This is a genomic window from Mesobacillus sp., assembly GCF_049588175.1.
GTDB lineage: Bacteria > Bacillota > Bacilli > Bacillales > Cytobacillaceae > Mesobacillus.
On record NZ_JBAVFI010000221.1, the window covers coordinates 1 to 5,158 of the forward strand.

Annotated in this window: 5 protein-coding genes; all 5 read right to left on the reverse strand. The window is 44.2% G+C overall.

Annotation, left to right across the window (positions count from 1 at the left end; translation table 11 throughout):
• Window positions 1–835, reverse strand: an 835-nt coding sequence (locus tag WB217_RS05530) for a bifunctional metallophosphatase/5'-nucleotidase (protein ID WP_423991422.1), incomplete at its 3' end; no start/stop codon positions are given.
• An 87-nt stretch (window positions 836–922) separates the two neighbouring features.
• Window positions 923–1,771, reverse strand: a complete 849-nt coding sequence (locus WB217_RS05535; RefSeq protein ID WP_423991424.1) for a DUF72 domain-containing protein — start codon at window positions 1,769–1,771, stop codon at window positions 923–925.
• A gap of 338 nt (window positions 1,772–2,109) precedes the next feature.
• A complete protein-coding gene (gene sufB / locus WB217_RS05540) occupies window positions 2,110–3,507 on the reverse strand; it encodes a Fe-S cluster assembly protein SufB (protein WP_423991426.1) in 1,398 nt (465 codons plus the stop codon).
• Window positions 3,508–3,618: 111 nt separating this feature from the next.
• Complete coding sequence (gene sufU, locus WB217_RS05545) at window positions 3,619–4,065, reverse strand: Fe-S cluster assembly sulfur transfer protein SufU (protein WP_423991428.1); 447 nt, start codon at window positions 4,063–4,065, stop codon at window positions 3,619–3,621.
• Window positions 4,055–5,158: cysteine desulfurase (locus tag WB217_RS05550; RefSeq protein ID WP_423991430.1), on the reverse strand; the 1,104-nt coding region annotated here is incomplete at its 5' end. The genes sufU and WB217_RS05550, both read right to left, overlap by 11 nt.

Below are 5,158 nucleotides of genomic sequence, written 5' to 3' on the forward strand. Positions count from 1 at the left end.
TTGTAGCCATTAGCCTTTTTCCTTCGGCGTAATACCCATCGGACAGCTGCAGCTCATTGTCAGCTTTTTCAGCCTCATTCATATCATACAGAACGGCTCTTTTATTAATGATTTGCTTCGACTGTTCGTCGACCTTGAGTGAGACATGACCGGTATAAAACCCATGCTTACCCGCTCCTGCAAGCAAGGTAGATCCCACTTCTTTTCCCTCGTGTAAAATGTGGTGTGTATGTCCTCCAAGTATCACATCGATTTCCGGACACATCCCGGCAATGAGTTCATCATCATGAATGCCAAGATGGGATAACAGGATGATGATATCCGTCTCCCCCTTAAGCTCCGCGAGACATTTCTTAAGTTCATCAATTGGATCAGCCAGCTTCCAGCCAAGCTGCTCGTAAAAGCGCGCAAAGTTCACCGTCACGCCGATAACACCAATTCTTGTACCCTTTTTACTTATGTATACATGATACGGCTTTGCCCATGCAGGCCTGCTTCCATCAGGCTTATAAAGATTTGCCACGAGCATTTCGAATGATTTTTCGAGATACATTGAATCCAAATCCTCGAAAGGAAGAGTGATTCCTTCGTTATTTCCGATTGTTGCCGCGTCGTAGCCCGCATCATTCAACAAGCAGCAATTCGCCTTGCCCCTGGTCGCGTCGGAGAGGGGATGCCATCGGTCCATGTGATCGCCGATATCGAAAATCAGCACCTCATCACCGGCCTCTTCATGCCAGGTCCTCCGCTCAGTCAAGAGTTTATGGATACCTGGCCAATGCTCAAGATGGCTGTGCAAATCATTCGTATGGTAAATGTGAATTATTTCTTCCATCAAACCATCATTCCTCTTTTAAAATGAAGTGCCCCTGCCTAATTTCGGAAGGGGTCTAGTTATATTTTATGGAGTTTAAAATTTGGTCTAAAATAAATCAAGCTGCCTTGGGTTCAGTCCGGCGTATTCAATATTTAATATGTCTAGCATCTGCTTGGCATTATCAGCAGCATCTCCGCCAGAATTGTTGTTGAATAGAGCATAGACCTGCTTTGTACTTGCGTCAAGCTCTTTTAGATGCTCGGACCATTCCATTAATTCTTGCTGGTTGTATCGGTAAAGATACCTTACTTCACGCCAATCCTGAGCATTGCCCTTCTTGTTCCATCCGTGAACATTCCTGCCATGGAACCTGACAAGGACCTTCTCCGTGTGGGTAGACGCCAGAACAGTTGGAATCGAACCAATTCCTGCCTGAGGTTCGTCGCAAATGCTGTGGATCCAATTATCTTTTTTCATAAAATCAAGTGTCTTTTCGCGCATCTCGCCATCAAACCACGTTTGATTTCGGAACTCAAGCGCACATTCGATGTCACCCATCTGCTCCCTGCACCATCGTAAGTATTCCACATTTTCACGGCGGCAATCAAACCATGGCGGAAACTGAAATAATGTCATACCATGCTTATCCGCTTCCAAATATGGCTTGAGCGATTCTTTATAGGCATCGAACATCTCATTTTTATCATTAAAAGGAATCTCACCGCGCTGATGACCTGTCATTCCCTGATAAGCTTTTACAATGAATTGAAAATTGTCCGGTGTATCCTCGACCCATCTAACCGCATTCTTTACAGGCTGCACAGCGTAAAAAGAGGCATCCACCTCGACCACAGGAAAGTGGCTGGAGTATTCCTTGAGTTTATCACGCGGGGCAACCTTGCCTTCATATAAACTGTCATGGTCTCCCCAACCTGTTAAGCCAACAATGATCATCTGTGCACCTCCATTTTAGTTTCATGATAGCATATTTCCCCATAATTGAATTGGAGAAACAACCTGACACCTGCTAGTAAAATGAATATTGGATCAAGTCTTGATTGATTGCAATGTTTTCTATCATAATTGCACATTCGGTGGCATTCTTTTGCACGAAAAACGGACTTAATCTTGCAAAGTCAATCAAATAAATTGCACGAAAAAGTGGCAGAATTGCACGGTTTTCCATTTCGCTTTACTATTTACCAACTGAGAGCAAAATTCGGATGCCTGAATCTCTTTTCAATATATAAAAAAATCCACCTGACTTAGCAGGTGGATTCACATAACTATCATTAACCGATTGAACCTTCCATTTCGAACTTGATGAGGCGGTTCATTTCAACTGCATATTCCATTGGCAATTCTTTTGTGAATGGCTCGATGAAGCCCATTACGATCATTTCTGTTGCTTCTTCTTGCGAAATTCCACGGCTCATCAAGTAGAATAGCTGCTCTTCTGATACCTTGGAAACCTTCGCTTCGTGTTCAAGAGAAATGTTATCGTTCAGGATTTCATTGTATGGAATTGTGTCTGAAGTTGACTTGTTATCCATGATTAACGTATCGCACTCAATGTTAGAGCGGGCGCCGTCGGCTTTGCGTCCGAAGTGGACAATACCACGGTATGTTACTTTTCCGCCGTGCTTGGAAATTGATTTTGATACGATTGTTGAAGATGTGTTTGGTGCAAGGTGAATCATTTTTGCACCTGCATCCTGGTGCTGTCCTTTACCCGCAATCGCGATGGACAATGTCATACCACGAGCTCCTTCACCCTTAAGGATGACAGCAGGGTACTTCATAGTCAGCTTGGAGCCGATGTTGCCATCGATCCATTCCATTGTTGCGTTTGCTTCACAAACCGCACGCTTTGTAACAAGGTTGAAGACGTTGTTTGCCCAGTTCTGGATTGTTGTGTAACGGCAGTATGCGTCTTTCTTGATGATGATCTCAACAACTGCACTGTGAAGTGAGTTTGTTGTGTAAACAGGAGCTGTACAGCCTTCAACATAGTGTACGTGCGCGCCTTCATCAACGATGATCAATGTACGCTCGAACTGTCCCATGTTTTCAGAGTTAATACGGAAGTAAGCTTGTAGTGGTGTATCTACTTTTACTCCCTTTGGAACGTAGATGAAAGATCCACCAGACCAAACAGCAGAGTTCAATGCTGAGAACTTATTGTCTGTCGGAGGAATTACTTTTCCAAAATGCTCACGGAAGATATCTTCGTTTTCTTTAAGAGCTGAATCTGTGTCTTTAAAGACGATTCCAATATCCTCAAGCTCTTGCTTCATGTTGTGGTATACAACCTCTGATTCATACTGCGCAGAAACACCAGCAAGGTATTTTTGCTCAGCTTCAGGGATACCAAGCTTATCAAATGTCGCCTTGATTTCTTCAGGAACTTCATCCCAAGATTTTTCAGAGCGCTCAGAAGGCTTTACGTAATATGTGATTTCATCAAAGTTCAATGAAGCCATATCTCCGCCCCATTGAGGCATTGGCATATTGTAGAAGTGCTCAAGAGACTTTAAACGGAAGTCCAGCATCCATTGCGGCTCTTCCTTAAGTTTCGAAATTTCTTCAACGATTTCACGCGTCAGACCGCGTTTAGACCGGAAGATGGAAACGTCTTTGTCGGCAAAACCGTACTTATAATCACCGATCTCTGGCATTTTTTTAGCCATCGTCGAATTCCTCCATTCTTAAAGCAGGAAACTTGTTCCCCGCTTTGATGTTGTACTGCTGCAGGCCAATCCCCTGCAGCCTTTCTTTGTAAAATCATCCGATGATGACCTTTATTGGTTGTCTTCTTCTTCCTTCAGGCCCTTCTCCATCGCCTTCCAGGCAAGCGTCGCGCATTTAATCCTTGCTGGGAATTTTGCAACCCCTTGAAGAGCTTCAATATCACCAAGGTCTAATTCATCTTCATCATAGTCATTGCCCTGCATGATGTCAGAAAAAATCTTCGAAAGCTTAAGAGCTTCTTCAACACTTCTTCCCTTGATCGCCTGCGTCATCATTGAAGCAGAGGACATTGAAATCGAACAGCCTTCCCCTTCAAACTTTGAATCCGTAACCTTGCCATCTTCGACTTTCATCGTAAGCTGGATGCGGTCGCCGCATGTAGGGTTGTTCATGTTGACTGTCAGGCTGCCTTCATCCAAAACACCTTTATTGCGAGGGTTCTTATAGTGATCCATAATAACTTGCCGATAAAGGTTATCTAAATTATTAAAAGACATCGCTGAAATACTCCTTTGTTTTGACAAGGCCTGCTACCAGCTTGTCAATATCTTCTTCTGTATTGTACAGGTAGAAGCTTGCACGTGCTGTCGCTGACGCCTTCAGCCATTTCATTAAAGGCTGTGCACAATGGTGGCCCGCTCGAACGGCGATGCCTTCAGCATCAAGTACAGTTGCCACATCGTGAGGATGCACATCATCAAGATTGAAGGTTACAAGTCCTGCACGCTTTCCAGCTTCCTTCGGTCCGTAGATTGTCATGCCTTCGATTGCTGACATTTTATCCATTGCATAAGCAGCCAAAGCGTGCTCATGCTTTTCGATATTATCAAGACCAATATCCTGAAGGAAGTCGATCGCTGCACCAAGTCCAATTGCACCAGCGATGATCGGCGTACCGCCTTCAAACTTCCAAGGAAGCTCCTTCCATGTTGACTCGTAGAGCCCTACGAAGTCAATCATTTCACCGCCAAATTCAACCGGCTCCATTTTTTCTAAAAGTGCCTTCTTGCCGTATAGTACACCGATACCAGTCGGGCCGCACATTTTATGTCCAGAAAATGCAAGGAAATCGCAATTGAGATCCTGAACATCAATCTTCATGTGAGGAGCACTTTGTGCGCCATCCACGACCATAATTGCTCCATGCTGGTGAGCAATTTCGGCAATCTCCTTGATTGGGTTCATGACACCAAGGACATTGGATACCTGCATGATTGAAACGATTTTCGTATTCTCTGTAATGGTTTCCCTTACAGTATCAAGAGAAATCGTTCCGTCCTCCTGCAGGTCAAGATATTTTAACGTAGCACCCGTTTGTTTTGCCACCTGCTGCCATGGAATGATGTTGCTGTGATGCTCCATGTAAGAGATGACAATTTCGTCGCCTTCTTTGAGATTATCACGGCCATAGCTTGCAGCTACTGTGTTCAGCGCAGTGGTTGTTCCACGGGTGAAAATGATTTCTTCAATAGATTTTGCATTTATGAACTTACGAACCTTTTCCCTTGCTCCTTCATAACCATCCGTAGCTTTTGTTCCAAGTGTATGGACGCCGCGGTGGACGTTGGAGTTGTATTCGCGATAATATTT

Coding starts and splice junctions, on each gene's coding strand:
- sufU (WP_423991428.1), bottom strand. CDS start 4,065: ATGTCTTTTAATAATTTAGATAACCTTTATCGGCAAGTTATTATGGAT.
- WB217_RS05535 (WP_423991424.1), bottom strand. CDS start 1,771: ATGATCATTGTTGGCTTAACAGGTTGGGGAGACCATGACAGTTTATAT.
- sufB (WP_423991426.1), bottom strand. CDS start 3,507: ATGGCTAAAAAAATGCCAGAGATCGGTGATTATAAGTACGGTTTTGCC.